Consider the following 17,386-nt stretch of genomic DNA (forward strand, 5'->3'; position numbering starts at 1 on the left):
TCCGGCTACGGACACCACCTGCTCACAGGATGAACTTGCTCAAGTCCTCGTCCGCCGTTACCGCTTCCAATCGTTCGCGGACGTAAGCGGCATTGATCTGTACCTTGCCCATCTTCATATCGGGCGCTTCGAAGCTCAGTTCTTCGAGCAGTCGTTCCATGATGGTGTACAGGCGCCTGGCACCGATGTTCTGTGTCGACTGATTCACCTGGTACGCGTAGTCGGCCAAGGTTTCGATGGCGTCGGGTTGAAAATCGACCTTCACGCCTTCGGTGTCCATGAGCGCGGCATACTGTTTGGTCAGCGCGCTCTTGGGCTCGGTGAGAATGCGGACGAAATCTTCCTTTGTAAGGTCGTTCAGTTCCACCCGAATCGGAAATCGGCCCTGCAGCTCCGGCATCAACTCGCTGGGCTTCGCGCGGTGGAACGCTCCGGCGGCGACGAACAGGATATGGTCGGTGCGAACATAGCCATAGCGAGTCTGCACCGTGGTGCCTTCGACGATCGGCAGCAGGTCGCGCTGCACACCTTGCCGCGAAACGTCCGCGCCGCGGCCACCTTCGGTGGCAACGACCTTGTCGATTTCGTCCAGGAAGATGATGCCCATGTTTTCGGCCAGTTCGATGGCCTTGGCATTCACCGTTTCCTGGTTAATCAGGGCCTCGCATTCCTGCTCGAACAGCACCCGCCGGGCCTCGGCCACGGTCATTTCGCGGCGGGCCACGTTCTTGGGCAGGATCTTGTCTAGCATGCCCTGGAAGTCGAAGTCCATCTGATCGCTGCCCGGACCCATGCCGGGGATCATCATCGCTTGGGCTTTTTGCTCGACCTTGATTTCGACCGTGCGGTTTTCCATCTCGCCGCCAGCCAGCATCGCCCGCATCTTTTCACGGGTGCGCTCGTATCGTTCGGGCGAATTCTCTGAGTCGACACCCACGTCGTAGCTGTGCGGGGCGGGAGCGAGCAGGTCGAGCAAGCGTTCTTCGACGCGGCGTTTGGCCTCTTCTTCGACCTTCGCCAGTTCCTCTTCGCGCACCAGGCTGATGGCGTTCTCTACCAACTCGCGGACCATGCTTTCCACATCGCGGCCGTAGTAGCCCACTTCGGTGTACTTGGTGGCTTCGACCTTGATGAACGGCGCGCCGGTCAACGTGGCCAGTCGGCGGGCGATCTCGGTTTTGCCGACGCCCGTGGGGCCCATCATCAGGATGTTCTTGGGCGCCACTTCTTTGCGCAGCTCTTCATCCAGTTGCTGGCGTCGCCAGCGGTTGCGAATGGCAATGGCCACCGCCCGCTTGGCGTCGGCCTGCCCGACAATGTGGCGATCGAGTTGTTCGACGATTTGGCGAGGGGTCAGGTCGTGCACTCGAGTTCCTCGATCACGATGTTGCGATTGGTGTACACACAGATGTCGCCAGCGATCTCGAGTCCCTTACGGACGATCTCGCTTGCCGACAAGTTGGAATGTTCGGCCAAGGCACGGGCCGCCGACAAGGCATAGTTTCCGCCCGAGCCAATGCCCAGGATGCCATCGGTGGGCTGAATCACGTCGCCCGTGCCGGAGACCAACAGCGTGTCCTTGGCATCGGCCACGGCGATCAGGGCCTCAAGCCGGCGCAGCGCGCGGTCGGTCCGCCACTCTTTGGCCAATTCGGTTGCTGCGCGGGGCATGTTGGCCGGGTAGTCGCGCAGCTTTTCTTCGAAGCGTTCCAATAGGGCGAAGGCGTCGGCCGCAGCGCCAGCGAAACCGGCCAGCACCTTGCCATCGACCAGGCGGCGGACCTTGCGGGCGTCGCCCTTCATTACGGTCTGTCCCAGGCTCACCTGGCCATCGCCCCCCATGGCGACCATACCACCGGAGCGAACGGTGAGAATGGTTGTCGAGCGAAATTTCATCGGCAGCGTTCTCCGGCGGCGTGTTATTGGCGTGCTATGCCTACCCATTGTCGCAGATCGTGCGGCTCGGGCCAGGGGTCCGTATTCGCAGACATGTTGGGCTGGGTGGGGACGCATTCAAGATCGACGGCGACTGCTGATGGACACTCGCTACTTGACCTTCGCCGGCTGAGGCAGCTTCTTGGATTTGCACAGCACGCGTTTGTCGTTGGCCACGCGGGCGCACTTGGCGCAGTAGTATCCGGCGTCGCGGACCAGTTCGGCCAGCTCTTCGGATCGCTTGGCGAGGTCGGATTTCGACCAGTCGCAGAGAGTTTTCGGGGAAGACAAGGCGGTCTTTCAGGGCAAGTTCGGCATCTGGGCTATAGATTGGCTTATTGCTATTCTAGACTGCCATGAACGCGAATGAAGCCATAAACTCGCAAGCCGCCTCCTTGCCCCGCAGTCCAGAACTGATGAATGCGGGCGACACCTTGCTGTGCCTGGTTGATCTGCAGGAGCGACTGGTGCCGGTAATTCAGCACCACGAGCGGATCGTCTGGAACATTCGGCGACTGCTCGATGGGGCAAAGGTGCTGGGCGTGGAAGTCGTGGCCACCGAGCAGTATCCCGAGAAACTGGGCCCCACTGTCGAACCGCTCGCCAGCCGAATCCCTTCACCTGCGGCGAGTAAACTCGCCTTCAGCTCCGCCGGCTGCACCGACGTTTTCGCCCGCCAGATCGAACAGTTGGACTCGGGTGGAAAGCACCGTGTGCTGCTCACCGGCATCGAAACGCATGTCTGCGTGCAGCAAACGGCTTATGACCTGTTGGCCGCGGGGTTTCAGGTACTGCTGGCAGTCGATGCCACGGGAACCCGATTCTCCGTCGACTACGAGACGGCTCTGCGGCGGATGGAGTCGGCCGGCGTCATGCTGACCACGACCGAGTCGGCCCTGTTCGAATGGTGCGTGGTTTCTGGCACGCCCGAGTTCAAGCAGGTCAGCCAATTGGTCCGCGAGCCGGCCCCCTGACTTGGAGGTTGGCGAGATTAGGGGGAATGGGAGTGGTCTGAATGCCCCCCCAGCTTGCGGGTTTCACCGTCCGTTATGGGCGCAGCCGCTTGCAATGCCAGCCTGGCACGGTTAAGTTGCGCCATATAGTCCTATTTTCTCGTGCCCGATTGACTGGACACGGAATTCCTCGGAGCCTCGATCAGTTTGCATCCCTTCACGCACCAGAAGGAACGACGGCGTGTTAGTGCTCTCTCGTAAATCAGGCCAACGAATCCAAATCGGTCCAGATATTTGCGTCACGGTGGTGAAGCTCAATTCCGGCGGCGTTCGCTTGGGCATCGAAGCTCCCCCCGAACTGGCCGTCGTACGCGGTGAACTGGCCGATCAAATCCAGGCCGAAGCTGAAGCCGTATCCGAACAAGCGGCCGACGCCCTGCGGATCTTCAATGGGGAAGAGCAAGAGTCCTAGAGGCGCACGTGGCTGCGTTTGGAGCGGTCACTCCATTGGACGCCTGCGCCCACCGGAGGCACCTTGCCTCCGCGGATCGTTCTTGAGGTAGCAGATTTGCCGAACTCCGGTACGCTTGCACTCACCACCGTCACCGACAAATATAGTCGGTGGCGAGTTGGTGCGGCCCCCTACCCTCTCTTGCGATTGAGCCTTCCATGATATTTCGCGTAGCCGTGTTCTGTCTGTTCGTGTGCACTTCGGTCATCAATTGGTCGTCGGCCGGGGCCGACGATGGAGTGCCGGTTATCTTGGCTCATCGAGGGGGCGCGTACGAGTATGAAGAAAACACCTTGCAGGGGTTCCGCGCCTGCTACGAGGCTGGCATTCGTGGGTTCGAGACCGACATTCGCATGACCAAAGATGGCGTGCTCGTCATCTTGCACGACGACGATCTGTAGCGCACCCACAACGGCACCGGCGCCATCGAGCAGATGACGGCCGCCGAGCTGAAGCAGATTACCACCAAGCAGGGGCAATCGTTCTTGTTTCTCGACGAGCTGCTCGAGTACTTTGCCGACAAGCCGGGCGTGATGATCGAATTGGAGATGAAGACCAAGAACCACGAACTCTATCCCGATAGCCGCATCGACGAGTACTGTGTCGCGCTGTACGAAGCGGCCAAGCGCTATCGGCCCGAGGGCTCAAAGTACGTGTTCACGTCGTTCGATAAGCGGCCGCTGCGGGCGATTCGAGCGCTCGACGCCAAGGCTCCTACGGCGTTCATCAAAAGCGCGCCGCTATCGGAGGAGTTCATGGCCGAGGCGAAGGAACTCGGAGCCAACCACATCGCTTGCCGTATCAGCGGCACTTCACGCGATCTGGTGGACAAGGCCCACGCGCAGGGCTTCAAGGTAAACTGCTGGCCGGGGCGCTCGCCGGAGGATTTCTATCTGGCCATTGGGCTGGGAGTCGACGTGCATTGCACCGACATTCCGACCGCCATCCAGAAGGTCAAAGAATTGCTGCCAAACCCGTAAGACGGAATTCATTCCGGACTGCGGAGAGTAGGCGCTGATTAACGGAATGAAATCCGTTCTTCGGTGTAGTTTTCTTACACACACTGTGGGAAAATGTGGGGTTCGATGCGCTGGCTGGTGCGCGTTCGCTTGTGGAGCGAATGGCCCAAAAGGAGTTTTGTCGCACCTGCGGCAAAACCGGCGCAACAACTCCCTGGCCCGCAAACCAGGTGCGATTTGCAACCTGTTTGCGATAAAGGACTTACGGGAATAGGCGTGGAAACGCAGCCGAGAGTTTTGTCGCAGCGGATCGTGTTGCCGCAGCACTGCGACATAACAGCTGCGACATAACGGAAAGACTACCGGACGAGGTCCTCCGATTCGGGTTGCTTGGCAATCCGTTTTTCGACGTACAGCGAATCGCGGACGTCGATCGATTGGGGCGAGTTAATCGAGTCGAGCGAGCCGTTCTGGTCAATCCAGTTGGTCAGCCGAGCAAGCTTCTCCTCGAACGGGCTTTCGCCGGGAGGGGCAAAACCGGGAGCCGCGCCCCAGTGGATGACGGTGCCGTAGTTCGAGCGGATGTCGTACACGTAGTAACGGTTCGAACGGAGCACTTCGGGATGGCCCGAGGGAACAATGTCGAGCAAGCTGAACTTCTCCCACACCGGGCCCAGTCGAGCGGCCAGCCTGGCGGCACCCAATACGCGAGCATCGCCCCACGTATCGCCTTCGAGGGGGCGTTGATGAATGTCGCTAATCCGGGGCAGGTACGATTTCTCAACCTCCGTCAGATGGCCATCGGGCAGTCGCACCGCCTCGGCGTCGATGGGCAGCAGGTCGGTTTGGCCCGCGGCCGAGACCTCGGCCACAGCGACCGGCTGACGATAGGCAACTGTCATTTCGATCTCGCCCGGCCTGGCGAGGACAACGCTGTCGACTTTGCGGATCCAAGGGTGCAGTTCGAAGGTGTCGACCAGTCGCTGTTGGATCACTTCGGGCGACTCGAGCAGCGAGAGCGAATCGGTAAGGCCCGAGTCGCGAAGCACCTCGGCTTTGACGTCCGTACGAATCCAGGGTGGAGTTTCCGGCGAGATGTGCAGCGTGGCGGCCGACAGCTTGTATCGTGGCGACGCGAGCAGGTTGGCGTGCATCGATTCCCACGCCTTGCGAGCGACCACTCCCACCGCGACCAACACGATCGCCGTGACGATCATGCGGAGACGGATCGGAGGAATTCGACGCGGGCTAGGATTGGCGTCGTCGCTGGTGGCCATCCCACATCCTTGAGGGCGAGCGCTGACAGAAGCATGAAGTACAAACCGCTTGGCTTGTTACCAGATTTCGAGCTGTGTTTCCAGCTCAACACCCAGGCGTTCCGCCACCCGGCTGCGAATCTGGTCGATGAGCTTCAGGACGTGGCTGCTGGTAGCATCGTCGCTGACGACCACAAAGTTCGAATGGCGGCCGCTAAGCTCGGCCCCACCAACGCTGGCGCCGGCCAGCCCAGCTTGCTCGATGAGCATGCTAGCACTCATGCCGCGTGGATTCTTGAACAAGCAGGCGGTTCGCTGATGCGACATCGGCTGTCCTGCCTTCTTGACGATCCACTGCTTCTGCATCCGCTTGGTGAGTTGTTCGGCGTCTTCCTGTTCGAGCTCGAAGGAGACATCGAGGATCGCGAGCTCGTCGAGGCTGCTCTCGCGGTAGGCGAACACCAGCTCGTCGCGCTTTCGCTCGCAAACTTCACCCGAACGAGTGAGCACGGTAGCACTGCTGGCCCACTGCCCGACATCGCCACCACGGCTGCCCGCATTGCCATGCAGAGCTCCGCCCACGGTGCCGGGGATGCCAACCAGCGGTTCAAGTCCGGCGAGCCCGGCGCGAACCGATTCGTTGATCACGTGGGCCAGCGACGCTCCCCCACCGGCCTTGAGCGTGGGGCCACTGACCGAAGTTTCGCCAAAGGCGGGGTCGGCCAGACTGATGACCATCCCGGCGACGCCTTCCTCGCGTACCAGCAGGTTCGATCCGCCTCCGAGCAGTCGCGTGGAAATTCCTTCGTCGCCGCAGCGGCCGACCAGTCCGATCAGCTCGTCGATATTTCGGGGTTCGGCATAGAACTCCGCGGCTCCGCCCAGGCCCAGCCATGTCCGCGGGGCGAGCGGGTAGGAAGTCTTGATGATGCTTTCGAATTCGCTTGCAATTGCCATGATGGGGGCTCTCCGTGTCTACCGCATCGTGATGGTTTGGGCCGCCGGCGTCAATCCAGACCTCGGCGGTTGCCGTGGCTATTCGGGCAGCGGAACGTCGGTGCCGGCTCGCCGCCACTGCCCCAGGGCCTCGTAACAGGCCACTGCGACGCTGTTCGAAAGGTTCAGGCTGCGGACCTCCGACCGACAGGCGATCCTCAGGCACCGTTCGGGGGCCGAGTTGCGGATCTCCTCGGGCAGGCCTTGCGACTCGCGACCAAAAACCAGGACATCCTCCGGCGTGAACTCGGCGTGTCCCAGATCGCGAGTGGCGAACTTGGTGAAGTACCAGAATCGCCGCTGGCCGAGCTCGTCCAGCAGGTGCTGCCAGTCGTCGACCACTTGCCAATTGAGGTGTTGCCAGTAATCGAGCCCGGCCCGTCGCAGGTGGTAATTATCTACCTGGAAGCCCAAGGGCCTCACCAACCACAACTTGGCCCCCACCGCCACGCAGGTGCGACCGACGCTTCCCGTGTTGTAGGGAATCTCGGGCTGATAGAGCACAATGTGCAGCAGCGGCTGGTAGGGTTCGGGGTTCATCGAGCCTTGAGGTTACTTTGGTTGGAATCAGCGGCATCGGCGTCCGTATTTTTGGAGCCGGCGTCGGTAGTGAGCCGCCACGATGCCTCTTATAATACGCGGTTCGTCCCGGTTTACTATCGTCAACAGCTCCTCTAACCCCCTCGGCATCACTATGGCTATCGGATTCGGAATGATTGGCTGCGGCATGATTAGCCGTTTTCATCACCGCGCACTGCAGGATGTCCGCGGCGGGAAACTGGTCGGCTGCTACGACCGCAATCCGGAGTCGGCCCAACGGTTTGCCGAGGAAGTGGGCATCAAGGCGTACGACACGCTGGAAGAAATGCTGGCCGACGACCAGATCGACGCCGTGTCGATTGGCACCCCCAGCGGCGCACACATGGAACCGGCCGTGGCTGCCGCCAAGGCCGGCAAGCATGTGATTGTGGAAAAGCCGCTGGAGATTACCCTCAAACGCTGCGACGCGGTGATCAAGGCCTGCGAGCAGAACGGCGTGAAGCTGGCCACGATCTTTCCTTCGCGATTCCATGACGCTCCGAAGACCTTGAAGAAGGCCATCGACGCCGGGCGGTTTGGTCGCGTGACGCTGGGCGATGCTTACATCAAGTGGTACCGCTCGCAAGAGTACTACGACAGCGGCGCCTGGCGTGGCACCTGGAAGCTCGACGGCGGTGGCGCCCTGATGAACCAGGCCATCCACACGGTCGATCTGCTGCAGTGGTTGATGGGCGATGTCACCGAAATCTGTGCCTTGACCGATACCCTTGCCCACGAACGCATCGAAGTGGAAGACGTTGCCGTCGCTACCTTGCGATTCGCTTCGGGCGCGCTGGGCGTAGTCGAAGCCACCACGGCCGCCTATCCCGGATACCTGAAGAAGGTGGAGATACACGGTTCCACCGGCTCGGCGTCCATCGAAGAGGAAGACATCAAGACTTGGGACTTCGCCAAGACCCGGGCCGCCGACAAACCGATCCACGAGGCGATGGCCAAGCGCAAGAGCGGCGGCGGCGGGGCCAGCGACCCCTCGGCCATCGGCCATCACGGCCACGCCATGCAGTTTGCCGACTTTATCAAGGCCATCAACAAAGACGGCACCCCCGTCGTCGATGGGCATGAAGGCCGCAAAGCGGTCGAGATCATTCTGGCGATATACAAGTCGGCCCAGAGCGGAAAACCGGTGAAATTGCCGCTGAAAAGCGACCCGGTGATGAAGGCGAAGAAGGGTTAGCTAGCAGGGGCCACGCTCTACCGGTGGGCCGCGAAACTGGCCTCCCCTCCGTTGCGTCAATTTGCCAAACTACGGCGGAATCAGAGGGCTCGCTACCACTCGCGACAAAGGACTGCCGCGTGACGTTTCGCAATGCAAAGGACTATGCCGGCTACGTGGTGCTGCGCGTACTGATTGCCATGGTGCAGGCGCTGCCGCCGCGGTTGTGCGAGCGGACTGCTGACCTGTTAGCATTGCTGTTCACCAAAGTAGTGCCGGTGCGACGCAAGGTGCTGTCGGAAAACCTGCGGATTGCGTTCCCCAACGCAACCGACGAGCAGGTCCGCCAGACTTCGCACCAAATGTGGCGTCATCTGTTCCTGATGGTAATGGAAATCGCCCACACGCCACGCAAGGTGCATCGCACCAACTGGCGTCAGATGTTCAACGTGCCCGACGACGAAGCGATCATCCGCACCATGTACACCAGTCGGCCCAGCGTGGTGATCAGTGGCCACTACGGCAACTTCGAACTTGGCGGCTACCTGATGGGGCTGTTCGGGTTCCCCACGCACACCGTGGCGCGGAAGCTCGACAACCCCTACGTCGATCGGTTCATCAACGAGTTTCGCGGACGCACTGGTCAACACATGCTGCCCAAACAGGGTAGCGGCGAGATGATTGAAGAACTGCTATCCAGTGGCGGTGCATTGACGTTGTTAGGCGACCAGGCCGCCGGGCACAAAGGATGCTGGGTGCCGTTCTTCGGAAAGCCGGCCTCCACGCACAAAGCAGTCGCTCTGTTCTCGCTGTCGTTCAAGGCTCCCACCTTGGTGGTGGGCGTGCGTCGCAAACGGCGAATGCTGCAGTACCACGTGGACGTGGCCGATTTGGTCGATCCGGCCGATGCGGACTTCACCCACGCCGGTGTCCAGCCGATGACAGAATGGTACACTGGTTGCCTGGAGCGATTGATCGTCGCCGCCCCCGAGCAGTATTGGTGGATCCACAAACGCTGGAAGGGTAATCCGCCGGAAAAAGTGCTGCGGAGGCTCGAGCGACGCCAGCAGGCGGCCGCTTAGTGCATCACTTTGCGTGATTTCCCGTAGTTGTAATTCAGCAGAAGTTATTCGATGGGCGAGTGGGTTGAAGTGGCGACCGTGGCCGATTGTCCACCAGGCTCGTGCATCGAGGCCGTGGTTGGCGAGTCGATCGTCGTGGTGGCCAACGTCGATGGCGACTATTACGCTCTGGACGGCATCTGTGCCCATCAGGGTGGCCCGCTGGCCGCTGGAGAGCTGTCAGGCTGCGTGCTAACCTGCCCCTGGCATGGCTGGCAGTACGACGTCCGTACCGGCAAACAGCTCCTCAGCGAGTCGATCCGGCAGACCGCCTACCGTGTCCGCGAGTCGGGCGGTACCATACAGGTTGAACTGCCAAAACCGTAAATTCGCCCGTTGGCCCAGCGCTGGCCCGTGGATCACTCGCCGCGTGTATTCCTTCCGTCCGTTCCGCAATTCCGATCCTCCGCGCATTGCCCAGTTGTGGTCATGCCAGCCTCCGCAACGCGGTTTGGCACAGCCAGTGTCTGCCAGCGTGCTGGAGCTGTGCCTATTTTCTAAACAGTACTTCGACCCCAAGGGGCTCACTGTCGCCTTCGAGGGAGACCAGCTGGTGGGGTTCTCCCACGCCGGGTTTGGGCCCAATAGCGAACTGGCCGGCCTCGACACCAGCATGGGCACCACCCACATGGTGATGGTTCGTGAGGACTTGTGGGGGTCCAGCTTGCCGGATGAGTTGCTCCAGCGGAGCGAGGCCTACTTGCGCGAGCAGGGGGCCAAAGTGCTGTATGGCGGCGGCATCAACCCACTGAACGGCTTTTACCTGGGACTGTACGGCGGCAGCGAACTGCCCGGCATTCTGCTTTCCGACACGAATCGGCGTGAGCTGCTGGCCCGCCACCAGTATCGCGAGCGTGGTCGGGTGGTAGTCCTGCAGCGCGACCTGGTTCGGTTCCGACCTATGGTCAACCGCGAGCAACGTAAAGTAGCCCGCGAGGTGAACTTCGAAACGCAGTACTCGCCACTGACGCGCAGCTGGTGGAACACCTCCGTGTACGGCAGCCTCGAGCGGATTCAGTTCTTGCTCCGCCGCCGTCGGCAAGACAAAGTCGTGGCCAGCGTCATGTTCTGGGACATCGAGCCACTGGCCAGCAGCTGGGGGCTCCGTGTCGCGGGTATGTACGACCTATGGGTCGATAGCGAGTCACGCCGCCATGGGTACGGCACGTATCTGCTGAGCGAGGCGTTCAAGGAACTCCACAAGCGTGGGATCTCAATGATCGAATCGCAAACCATGCTCACGAACGCCCCGGCCATCGAGTTCTACAAAAAACTGGGCTTCGCGCCGATCGACCATGGGCTGGTCTATCGCCGCGAAGCCCGTTAGCGTTCTCGACTGGTTTTCACGCAGGCTATTTGGCCTGACGCGGAATCTGCCGGCCCGGGCGGAAGAAGCCGTGCTTCTCCAGGGCGCCATATACTTCTTCAAGCGTTTTCTCGCCGAAGTTCGAAATCGAGAGCAGGTCGTCGCGGGTGCAGTTCAACAGGTCATGCACTGTGAACACGCCCTTCTCTTCGAGGCAGTTGGTCGTGCGGACCGCGAGGCCAATCTCTGCGGTGCTCATTTCGAGCCGGGTCTGCATTGCTTGACTGTCGGTTTCCGCACGATTCAGAGGAATGCGAGTCATGGCGGGGATTCCCTCCCTGGGTGAGTGAATAGCGGCAGGCTTACGCTACGCTGCCGCGGCACTCTGCTCGTGGCCATCACGGACACATCGGCCGCGTCCTTGGCCCTTTGCAGTCATCAAGCGGGAAGTATAGCAAATTGTGGCCTGCTGGCGCTTCGGATTGACGAAAAATTTTCTCGTATCATGACTGGAACGCTAGCGGTGGCACATAGAGCAATCGCTAGCGGACGCGTATAGTTAACTCAGCGACCCCAGTTCTTCCTGCAAATGTCAATTGTTATGTCCGCGCTGTTGGAAAACTTGAATGACGCACAACGCGAGGCGGTGCTTCACGTAGATGGGCCCCTGTTGATCCTGGCTGGCCCGGGCAGCGGTAAGACGCGCGTCGTGACGCACCGCGTCGCCCACCTGCTGGAGCAAGGCGTTCGCGCTCGCCAGGTGCTGGCCCTCACGTTCACCAACAAAGCCGCCAGCGAGATGCGGAACCGCATTCAATCGCTCGTGCCGGGCGAAGCCGTCTGGGTAAGCACATTTCACCGCTTCGGCGCCCGCATTCTTCGCGAATTCGGCGAGTTAGTCGGCCTTGCACCCAACTTCACCATTTACGACACGGCCGATAGTCGCCAGGTACTCAAACGCGTGCTCGAGGCCGAGAAGATACATGTCATGGGCTACTCGCCCGACCGCATCGCCGCAGCAATCAGTTCGGCCAAGAATAAATTGATCACGGCCACCGATTATCAGGCCCGCCGTGGTTCGCCGTTGTCGGAGATCGTGGCCCAGGTTTATCCGGCGTACCAGCAACGGATGCTGCAGTCGGCGGCCGTGGACTTCGACGATCTGCTGATGCACGTTGCCTCGCTGCTGTACCACAATCCAGAGGTGCGTGGGCAGCTGGATAATCGTTTTCGCTACGTGTTGGTCGACGAGTACCAGGACACCAACAAAGCGCAGTACGTGATCCTCAAGGCCCTGTCGGTCGATCATCCGAATCTGGCAGCCACAGGTGATCCCGATCAGTCGATTTATGGTTGGCGGGGCGCGGACATCACGAACATTTTGGAGTTCGAACGCGATTTCCCGCAGGTTCGCGTGGTCCGGCTCGAGCAGAATTACCGTAGCACCAAGTGCATCCTCCGCGTGGCGGATCAGCTCATTGCTCACAACACACGTCGCAAGAAGAAGTCGCTGTTCACCGACAACGAAGAAGGTCGTGCCGTGCGACTGGTGGCTTACGGCGACCAGGACCTGGAGGCGGCGGGCATTGCCGAAGAGATTCACGCCGCCATCGAACGGGGCGAGCGGCGGGCCAGCGACTTTGCCATCTTCTACCGGACGAACGCTCTCTCACGCTCGATGGAACGAGCACTCCGCGCTGCGGGGGTTCCCTACCAGATGGTCCGGGGGCAGGAGTTCTACGGCCGCAAGGAAATCAAGGACGTGCTGGCCTACTGCCAGTTGGCCAACAATCCGCACGATGACGTAGCGTTCGATCGTTCGGTCAACTCCCCCACCCGCGGCATCGGCAAGAAATCGATCGAGCGACTGAATTTGCATGCCTACCGCCACGGTACGTCGCTGTTGGAAGCAGCTCGGCAGTCGCCGTCGATCGATGGTCTGCAGAAGCGCGCAGTCAATGCGCTCACGTCCTACGTGCAACTCATTGACGAAGTTTCGTCTCTGGCTACCGATTCGGTCGAAGCCGTGATCGGCACTGTGATCGAAAAGAGCGGATACTCGAAGGCGCTGCGCGAAAGTGGCGACGTGGAGGATCAATCGCGGCTGGAGAATATCGAAGAATTGCTTACCGACGCCCGACAGTTTGATGAGCAAAGCGAAGACCTCAGCGATGGCGGTCTGGAAGCTTACCTCGAGCGCACCTGGCTGGTGAATGAGACCGACGACTGGGAAACCGAGGCCGATAAGGTCACTCTGATGACGCTACACGCTACCAAGGGGCTGGAATTCCCTGTGGTGTACCTCATTGCTTTGGAGGATGGCATCCTGCCGCATGAGCGATCGCGGGACACCGCCGAAGGGTTGGAGGAAGAGCGGCGGCTGGCCTTTGTCGGCATTACCCGCGCAGAAGACCTGCTGCAGATGAGCTATGTCCGAATGCGCGACTATCGCGGGCAGCGACGCATGGCCATCCCCAGCAGTTTCTTGATGGAGATGCCTCGCGACGAGCTGGAAATGGTCGATGCTCGCAGCAACGATCTCGACTTCTTTGTCGACGAGTACGATGCGTACGATGTCGACGAGCCGTACGAGGAACCGTCTACCCAGATCGATTTGCCCAAGCCCGCAACGCCCAAGACGCCAATCACTGCCCACCTGAAAACGGCCGCACAACTGGCCGGTAGTGGCGAGAGCGCCCAGCGTGCCAGAGTCTCGCCCGACGAATTCGCCCTGGGTATGACGGTCGTGCACCCGGAGTTCGGCCCCGGCAAAATCACGGCCCTAGGTGGCTCGGGTTCGGCGCGGAAGGCCACCGTGCAGTTCGCCGCTGCTGGCGAGCGCCGGTTCGTACTGGCTCATAGTCCGCTACGGCCGGCCAGCAGTTGAGCACTTTTTTCTCGCGATAGTCAGCCGGTCTGGAAAACGTCCGCGGAACCGTATTTACTGAGAGCCCATGAGCGATTCGCCCGCTACGCCAGACGACTCGTCGGCTACCAACCAGCCGGCCGACGATCCGCTGCGAAGTGTTCATACCACTTCGTTCCCCGAACTCCTCGCGCAAATTGGCGCGTCGGTGCTGGTGACAACTTACCAAGCCGGCAAGCTGGTTGTGCTGCGCAACGACGGGGGCGTGCTCAATACCCATTTTCGCAACCTGTTGAAACCGATGGGGCTGGCGGTCGAGGGCGGCCGCCTGGCCATTGGCTGCAGCGTCGACGTGTGGGAGTTTCACAACGTGCCAGCGGTTTGTGCAAAGCTGGACGAGTCGGACGACTACCCTACCGGCGGTGCGAAGCACGACACCTGCTACCTTCCGCGGCGGAGTCACTGTACCGGCGACGTACAAATCCACGAGATGGCTTGGGTGCAGGACCACACTGGCTCTTCTGAGCAGCGGGCAAGTGAGTTGATCTTCGTCAACACGGCTTTCAGTTGTTTGGCGATCCGCAGCCAGGAGAACAGCTTCGAGCCCGTCTGGCGGCCGAGATTCATCCAACACCTTTCGCCCGGCGACGCCTGCCATTTGAATGGTCTGGCGATTCGCGAAGGTCAAGTACGATATGTTACCGCGCTCGGCGAGACCACTCAGCCTGATGGATGGCGAGAGAAAAAATGCGACGGCGGCATCCTGATCGACGTGGAATCGGGCGAAACGATCGTGCGTGGATTGTCGATGCCACACTCGCCACGGTGGTACAACGGTCGGCTGTGGCTCTTGGAAAGTGGCCAAGGAACGCTCGGCACCATCGACCCCGCGACAGGCAAGTACGAACCGGTGGCCCAGTTTCCGGGCTTTACTCGAGGACTAAGCTTTTACGGCCCGCTGGCCTTCGTCGGTCTGTCTCAAGTCCGCGAGTCGGCCGTTTTCAGCGGTATTCCTCTGGTGGATCGCTTACAACAAGCCGAAGAACGCACCTGTGGCGTGTGGGTGGTCAACATCGAAACCGGGCAGACCATCGCCTTCTGTCGTTTCGAAGAAGGCGTACAGGAGATTTTTGCCGTCGAGGTGCTGCCGGGGGTTCGATTCCCCGACTTGGTGAACCACGACGCCGAATTGATTGGTCGTTCGTATGTTCTGGGAGACGCAGCGCTGGCCGATGTGCCTGCCGAGTTGCGGCAGTAAGAGCTTCTGCCCTTACTTCTCCTTCACGTCGAACGCGAAGAGCAACTCCTGGTCTCGGAGGTAGAGCTTCCCATTGGCGATTACCGGGTGGCACCAGATACGGCCCTTGGGGTTGCGGAACTCGGTCTGCGGGCTGAGCGTAAAGCGGCCATGTTCCTGCCAGCCATCGGGCGTAGCGTCCAGCAACACAACTTGGCCCGACTCTTCTTCCAGGCAATACAGCTTGCCGTCCGCGTAGCCAATCGAGCCTTTTTTGAGTTCGCCCTTCTCACTCCAGATACGCTTGCCAGTTTCAAACTCCTGGCAAGTCCAACCACCGCCATCGGAGTACCCGTACAGATACTTGTCGAGCAACACCAAGCCATCATGCTTGCTCTTCATCACCTTGCCGGCACGGTCATCGGTGTCGTACACGATGGTGGGATCTTCACCCGACTCGCCGAGATCGATCAGGCGACAACCAACGCCGTAGCCGCTGGTCACGTATACTTGATTGCCTTTGACCAGAGGTGTGGGTATCACCGCGACGCGGCCCGGCCAATCTTGTTGCCAAACGACGGCTCCGTTGGCGGGATTGAGACCGAACACTTTCTTCTGCAGCAGTTGCACATATTGTTTGTCGGCGCCGGACAGTGCTTGTACGACCGAAGAGTATTGTGCACCTTCGGTCATGCCCTCGCTTTGCCACTTCATCGAGCCGGTCATCTTGTCGAGCGCGGCCACGGACCCTTGGGGGCCACCGGGAGTACAAATTACCAGGTCGCCATCCACCAGCGGCGATTCGGCGTAACCCCATGCCGGGGTGCTGCCACCCATGTCCTGCATCTGTGCACGCCACAGTTCTTTGCCATCTGCCACCTGGCAGCAAATGAGCGTGCCGCCCGCGGCCATGGCGTAGACGCGGTCGCCATCGACGGTGGGCGTGCTCCGTGGTCCATCGCCCCAACCGTTGTCGAAGTCTTCGCCAATCTCGGCGGCCCATAGCTGTTTGCCCTGGTCGTTTTCGTCCAGTGCCATCAAGAAGGTCACTCCATCCACCGATCCGAGGATGAAGATCTTGCCATTGGCGATCGCAGGCCCTGCGTAACCAAATCCAACCGTGCGGACCATCCAGGCTAGTGGCGGTCCATCTTCGGGCCACTCCTGCAGTAGCCCGGTCTCTTGCGAGACCCCGTCGCGGTTCGGGCCCATCCACTGTGGCCAGTCGTACTCATCTGCCAATGCGGTGTTGACCAGCAGTGCAAGCGCTAGAGACGCAAAGCAAGAGCGAATGTGCAGCATGGGAGGCGATTCCTGATGGGGGGAGGGAATGTTGGGGGCGGGAATTTGCACCGATGATACCAAAAATACGACCGAAAGTCGCCCGCTATTTGGAGACATCGCTGCTGGTTGCCGTATCCGCGGTCGCCGGCTTGGAAGTGGGCTTTTGCGTCCCATCGTCCTTCAGAACCGGCTTGAAAGCCAACCGAACGGGCCAGCCCAGCGGCGGGATTTTCTCGGTCCAGGCTTCGTATGACAGCCCCGAGTTGTTGCTGGTCCGTTCAGCGGGAACGTCCAACATGGCCGTGCTGAAGTTGGCCACGCACACCAAGTCGCCATCTTCCGCCAGGTAGCCGCTGGTGCCAAGTTCCTCGTTCTTCCAGAAACCGCTGCCAGCAAACACCCAGGGCAAATCCATCGCTTTCTTGGTGCGGGTGTCGCGAATCCAATCCTGTGCGCGAACCTTGTGCTGTTTTCCCTCTTTGTCTTTCCAGATTACGTCGATGTCGATCTTGGTACCGGTGGGCGCCTTGTACTCGGGAGCGAACGCTACGGGCGTACCCGTCTCTGCGCCAACTGCCAACAGCCCAGCATGCAGAACGAATGCTTCGCTTTCTACCGATACAATGGACTCATGCTCTTTGGTGTTGGGCGGGCAGGCGAACATTTCCAACTGGCCCTTGCGCAGCGAAATGCGACCATCTACATATACGACATTCTTGTCGCGATCGATCCACGCGCGGCCGTTTTTTGCGAGCTGTTTGCCATTCTCGGGCGGCGGGAGATAGGACATTTTGCGAGCCTCCATTTCCCGCTGGCGACGGGTCTCGTAGTCCTCCTCTTCTGCGGCGGGCTCCGCTTGGGACTCAAGCGCCTGGCCGAGAGCATCCCCCTGCTCATTCTCGGTGGTTTTCTCGCTGGTGGCATCGTCTGTCGAGGTTTCGTCGGCACTGGCCGGAGTCGTGCAACAGAGCCCAATTAGTGCCAGAGTTATCGCCAAATACGCAGCCCAATGACTAGCAGTCGCGGGTTGCTTACGGTACGATGCTAGCGTTTGCATTTTTGGAGTCCTCTGTGTTTGTGTATCGGACATAGAGTATCGGACCCGATCGGAAACTGGACGCGGCGGGCAACGAGCGACCCGTGCCGCCCGATCGCTTGATTTTCTCACCAGGCATTGTATCAGGGAAGTGATGTCGACAACGACCGCAG

17 protein-coding genes and 1 pseudogene are annotated in these 17,386 nt (G+C 60.4%); 9 read left to right on the forward strand and 9 right to left on the reverse strand.

What is annotated here, in order from left to right:
* Window positions 1-22: 22 nt before the first annotated feature.
* The 3 genes from hslU to NG895_RS28625 form a co-directional block, all read right to left on the reverse strand.
* Window positions 23-1,366: an ATP-dependent protease ATPase subunit HslU gene (gene hslU, locus NG895_RS28615; RefSeq protein ID WP_252855992.1), complete on the reverse strand. Its 1,344-nt coding sequence runs from the start codon at window positions 1,364-1,366 to the stop codon at window positions 23-25.
* The gene (hslV, locus tag NG895_RS28620) at window positions 1,354-1,896 is read right to left on the reverse strand and encodes an ATP-dependent protease subunit HslV (protein ID WP_252855993.1); all 543 of its coding nucleotides are present in this window, start codon (window positions 1,894-1,896) and stop codon (window positions 1,354-1,356) included. The genes hslU and hslV overlap by 13 nt, the downstream gene beginning before the upstream one ends.
* Window positions 1,897-2,046: 150 nt before the next feature.
* A complete protein-coding gene (locus NG895_RS28625; RefSeq protein ID WP_252855994.1) occupies window positions 2,047-2,226 on the reverse strand; it encodes a hypothetical protein in 180 nt (59 codons plus the stop codon).
* A 65-nt stretch (window positions 2,227-2,291) separates the two neighbouring features.
* On the opposite strand from NG895_RS28625, the gene NG895_RS28630 reads away from it, so the two are divergent.
* From NG895_RS28630 to NG895_RS28640, 3 genes and pseudogenes are all read left to right on the forward strand, one after another.
* Window positions 2,292-2,909 carry an isochorismatase family protein gene (locus NG895_RS28630; protein ID WP_252855995.1) on the forward strand — a complete coding sequence of 206 codons (618 nt, stop codon included), beginning with the start codon at window positions 2,292-2,294 and terminating at the stop codon, window positions 2,907-2,909.
* 220 nt (window positions 2,910-3,129) lie between these two features.
* On the forward strand, window positions 3,130-3,360 hold the full coding sequence (locus NG895_RS28635; protein ID WP_252855996.1) for a carbon storage regulator: 231 nt from the start codon (window positions 3,130-3,132) through the stop codon (window positions 3,358-3,360).
* A gap of 197 nt (window positions 3,361-3,557) precedes the next feature.
* Window positions 3,558-4,379, forward strand: a pseudogene (locus tag NG895_RS28640) (glycerophosphodiester phosphodiesterase).
* Window positions 4,380-4,717: 338 nt separating this feature from the next.
* On the opposite strand, the gene NG895_RS28645 reads toward NG895_RS28640, so the two are convergent.
* The 3 genes from NG895_RS28645 to NG895_RS28655 all read right to left on the reverse strand — a co-directional run bounded on the left by NG895_RS28645 (window position 4,718) and on the right by NG895_RS28655 (window position 7,150).
* Entirely contained in the window at window positions 4,718-5,635 is a 918-nt protein-coding gene (locus tag NG895_RS28645; protein ID WP_252855997.1) for a cell division protein FtsQ/DivIB, read from the reverse strand.
* Between the two features lie 57 nt (window positions 5,636-5,692).
* Window positions 5,693-6,571 carry a UDP-N-acetylmuramate dehydrogenase gene (gene murB, locus NG895_RS28650; protein WP_252855998.1) on the reverse strand — a complete coding sequence of 293 codons (879 nt, stop codon included), beginning with the start codon at window positions 6,569-6,571 and terminating at the stop codon, window positions 5,693-5,695.
* A gap of 78 nt (window positions 6,572-6,649) precedes the next feature.
* On the reverse strand, window positions 6,650-7,150 hold the full coding sequence (locus NG895_RS28655) for a tRNA (cytidine(34)-2'-O)-methyltransferase (RefSeq protein ID WP_252855999.1): 501 nt from the start codon (window positions 7,148-7,150) through the stop codon (window positions 6,650-6,652).
* Between the two features lie 154 nt (window positions 7,151-7,304).
* Here NG895_RS28655 and NG895_RS28660 point away from each other — a divergent pair, with 154 nt between their 5' ends.
* From NG895_RS28660 to NG895_RS30725, 4 genes are all read left to right on the forward strand, one after another.
* Window positions 7,305-8,384, forward strand: a complete 1,080-nt coding sequence (locus NG895_RS28660) for a Gfo/Idh/MocA family protein (protein ID WP_252856000.1) — start codon at window positions 7,305-7,307, stop codon at window positions 8,382-8,384.
* Window positions 8,385-8,503: 119 nt separating this feature from the next.
* Window positions 8,504-9,445, forward strand: coding sequence for a lysophospholipid acyltransferase family protein (locus tag NG895_RS28665; RefSeq protein WP_252856001.1), 942 nt, complete (start codon window positions 8,504-8,506; stop codon window positions 9,443-9,445).
* Window positions 9,446-9,496: 51 nt separating this feature from the next.
* Window positions 9,497-9,811 (forward strand): Rieske (2Fe-2S) protein, encoded by a 315-nt coding sequence (locus tag NG895_RS28670; RefSeq protein ID WP_252856002.1) that lies wholly within the window; start codon window positions 9,497-9,499, stop codon window positions 9,809-9,811.
* A gap of 43 nt (window positions 9,812-9,854) precedes the next feature.
* On the forward strand, window positions 9,855-10,811 hold the full coding sequence (locus NG895_RS30725) for a GNAT family N-acetyltransferase (RefSeq protein ID WP_252856003.1): 957 nt from the start codon (window positions 9,855-9,857) through the stop codon (window positions 10,809-10,811).
* A gap of 25 nt (window positions 10,812-10,836) precedes the next feature.
* Here the strand turns inward: NG895_RS30725 and NG895_RS28680 are convergent, their stop codons facing one another.
* Entirely contained in the window at window positions 10,837-11,112 is a 276-nt protein-coding gene (locus tag NG895_RS28680; RefSeq protein ID WP_252856004.1) for a DNA-directed RNA polymerase subunit alpha C-terminal domain-containing protein, read from the reverse strand.
* Between the two features lie 279 nt (window positions 11,113-11,391).
* On the opposite strand from NG895_RS28680, the gene NG895_RS28685 reads away from it, so the two are divergent.
* Both NG895_RS28685 and NG895_RS28690 read left to right on the forward strand, forming a co-directional pair.
* Window positions 11,392-13,677: an ATP-dependent helicase gene (locus NG895_RS28685; protein WP_252856005.1), complete on the forward strand. Its 2,286-nt coding sequence runs from the start codon at window positions 11,392-11,394 to the stop codon at window positions 13,675-13,677.
* Between the two features lie 67 nt (window positions 13,678-13,744).
* Window positions 13,745-14,914, forward strand: coding sequence for a TIGR03032 family protein (locus NG895_RS28690; RefSeq protein ID WP_252856006.1), 1,170 nt, complete (start codon window positions 13,745-13,747; stop codon window positions 14,912-14,914).
* A gap of 12 nt (window positions 14,915-14,926) precedes the next feature.
* Here NG895_RS28690 and NG895_RS28695 read toward each other — a convergent pair whose 3' ends face one another.
* Together NG895_RS28695 and NG895_RS28700 are read right to left on the reverse strand one after the other, a co-directional pair.
* Entirely contained in the window at window positions 14,927-16,195 is a 1,269-nt protein-coding gene (locus NG895_RS28695; RefSeq protein ID WP_252856007.1) for an outer membrane protein assembly factor BamB family protein, read from the reverse strand.
* Window positions 16,196-16,280: 85 nt separating this feature from the next.
* The gene (locus NG895_RS28700; RefSeq protein ID WP_252856008.1) at window positions 16,281-17,234 is read right to left on the reverse strand and encodes a YdjY domain-containing protein; all 954 of its coding nucleotides are present in this window, start codon (window positions 17,232-17,234) and stop codon (window positions 16,281-16,283) included.
* Window positions 17,235-17,386: the final 152 nt, after the last annotated feature.

The organism is Aeoliella straminimaris (assembly GCF_024054565.1).
GTDB classification, from domain to species: Bacteria; Planctomycetota; Planctomycetia; order Pirellulales; family Lacipirellulaceae; genus Aeoliella; species Aeoliella straminimaris.

Bases quoted from the DNA above. Each gene is read 5' to 3' on its own strand.
- NG895_RS28685 (WP_252856005.1), top strand. From the start codon at position 11,392: ATGTCCGCGCTGTTGGAAAACTTGAATGACGCACAACGCGAGGCGGTG.
- NG895_RS28695 (WP_252856007.1), bottom strand. From the start codon at position 16,195: ATGCTGCACATTCGCTCTTGCTTTGCGTCTCTAGCGCTTGCACTGCTG.
- NG895_RS28630 (WP_252855995.1), top strand. From the start codon at position 2,292: ATGAACGCGAATGAAGCCATAAACTCGCAAGCCGCCTCCTTGCCCCGC.
- NG895_RS28680 (WP_252856004.1), bottom strand. From the start codon at position 11,112: ATGACTCGCATTCCTCTGAATCGTGCGGAAACCGACAGTCAAGCAATG.
- NG895_RS28655 (WP_252855999.1), bottom strand. From the start codon at position 7,150: ATGAACCCCGAACCCTACCAGCCGCTGCTGCACATTGTGCTCTATCAG.
- NG895_RS28670 (WP_252856002.1), top strand. From the start codon at position 9,497: ATGGGCGAGTGGGTTGAAGTGGCGACCGTGGCCGATTGTCCACCAGGC.
- NG895_RS28690 (WP_252856006.1), top strand. From the start codon at position 13,745: ATGAGCGATTCGCCCGCTACGCCAGACGACTCGTCGGCTACCAACCAG.
- hslV (WP_252855993.1), bottom strand. From the start codon at position 1,896: ATGAAATTTCGCTCGACAACCATTCTCACCGTTCGCTCCGGTGGTATG.
- NG895_RS28700 (WP_252856008.1), bottom strand. From the start codon at position 17,234: ATGCAAACGCTAGCATCGTACCGTAAGCAACCCGCGACTGCTAGTCAT.
- NG895_RS28660 (WP_252856000.1), top strand. From the start codon at position 7,305: ATGGCTATCGGATTCGGAATGATTGGCTGCGGCATGATTAGCCGTTTT.
- NG895_RS28645 (WP_252855997.1), bottom strand. From the start codon at position 5,635: ATGGCCACCAGCGACGACGCCAATCCTAGCCCGCGTCGAATTCCTCCG.
- murB (WP_252855998.1), bottom strand. From the start codon at position 6,571: ATGGCAATTGCAAGCGAATTCGAAAGCATCATCAAGACTTCCTACCCG.